At 44.8% G+C, this 1,097-nt stretch carries 3 protein-coding genes; 2 read left to right on the top strand and 1 reads right to left on the bottom strand.

What is annotated here, in order from left to right; all coding sequences use genetic code 11:
- Together LG368_RS15345 and LG368_RS15340 are read left to right on the top strand one after the other, a co-directional pair.
- A partial coding sequence (locus LG368_RS15345) for a transposase domain-containing protein (protein WP_226755543.1) occupies positions 1-191 on the top strand: 191 nt, incomplete at its 5' end.
- A 105-nt stretch (positions 192-296) separates the two neighbouring features.
- A complete protein-coding gene (locus tag LG368_RS15340) occupies positions 297-968 on the top strand; it encodes a metal ABC transporter substrate-binding protein (RefSeq protein ID WP_226755555.1) in 672 nt (223 codons plus the stop codon).
- Between the two features lie 10 nt (positions 969-978).
- Here LG368_RS15340 and LG368_RS15670 read toward each other — a convergent pair.
- Positions 979-1,097: transposase domain-containing protein (locus tag LG368_RS15670; protein ID WP_226755541.1), on the bottom strand; the 119-nt coding region annotated here is incomplete at its 5' end.

Below are 1,097 nucleotides of genomic sequence, written 5' to 3'. Positions count from 1 at the left end.
ACTGGTTGTTTGCTAATACAGGTAATGGAGCCAAGTCGAGTGCGATACTTTACAGCATCATCGAAACCGCTAAAGCCAATGGGCTAATCCCGTATGATTACTTAGTGACACTCTTCGAAGAATTACCAAAACGACAGACCAACGAAAGTCTTGATGACCTACTGCCATGGAACGTCCGATCTAGGTGGTGATGCTCTGACGCTTACGTTATTTTCAACGTAGCCCTTATCTGTGGCTTATTCACCACCAACGTCATGGCCGCCTCGTTAGCAACCGTCACACCTATCGCGGACAGCATGAGTCGTGCACTATTAGTGGATACCCCAATAGAAGTCTCTTATTTGCCACCGAAGCGGTTGCCTATTAACCGTATTCCAAGCTGGTTAAATAAAAATCGTACTGAACCTCTTGATGTGTTTGACGCCATTGTTAATATCAGCGCATTGCGTCCAGAGTTGCAGTTTTATACTTCTGTACGCAGCGCCAATATTCACGCTGTCCCTATTGATATAGCAGAAGCATTACTCCCCGGTGGAGAGCGTGTCGCGGTTCATCAAACCGACGAATATTTCTGGCTCAACCCTAATAATGCTTTGTTGATGTTAGGTATATTAAAACGCGATTTATCGTTGCTTTGGCCTGAATACGCCGAAGAGATTAACGAACAACACCAACGAGTTAGTCAGTCTTTACGCCAGATAGCGCTTGATATGGACAACGCCTTGATCGAGTCTGGGTACGACGCTGTTGTCAATGAAAGTAATACCGTTGCCCCACTCACTAAAGGCTTATTATTACCCATTTTCTCCACACAAGAAGTCGCGGATATGCCTTCTCTTAACATTCTCAGAGTGACAACAAAAGCCGCACCAAATCAGTGGGCAGTAGACGACTTTTCTCGTTATCGCAATACACCTTTTGTGACACGTTGGCAAACGACGCTTAATAGTTTAATGGCCATAGAATAAAAGTAAGCGCCTAACCAACCACGTCCTTACAATGCCAAGGCAAAAGTGCTTCGATGTCTGCCAGGCTTTGTGCATTAGGAAGCACTTTAAAGATCTGCTTTAACCAATCGTATTCATTAAGACCGTTGG

Origin of the sequence: Marinomonas algarum (assembly GCF_020532605.1) — a bacterium.
GTDB classification, from domain to species: domain Bacteria; phylum Pseudomonadota; class Gammaproteobacteria; order Pseudomonadales; family Marinomonadaceae; genus Marinomonas; species Marinomonas algarum.
Note: the sequence above shows the minus strand (reverse complement) of the source record. Positions and strands in the feature narration are given on the sequence as shown.

Excerpts from the sequence above, each read along its gene's own strand:
- LG368_RS15340 (WP_226755555.1), top strand. The coding sequence starts at position 297 with ATGAGTCGTGCACTATTAGTGGATACCCCAATAGAAGTCTCTTATTTG.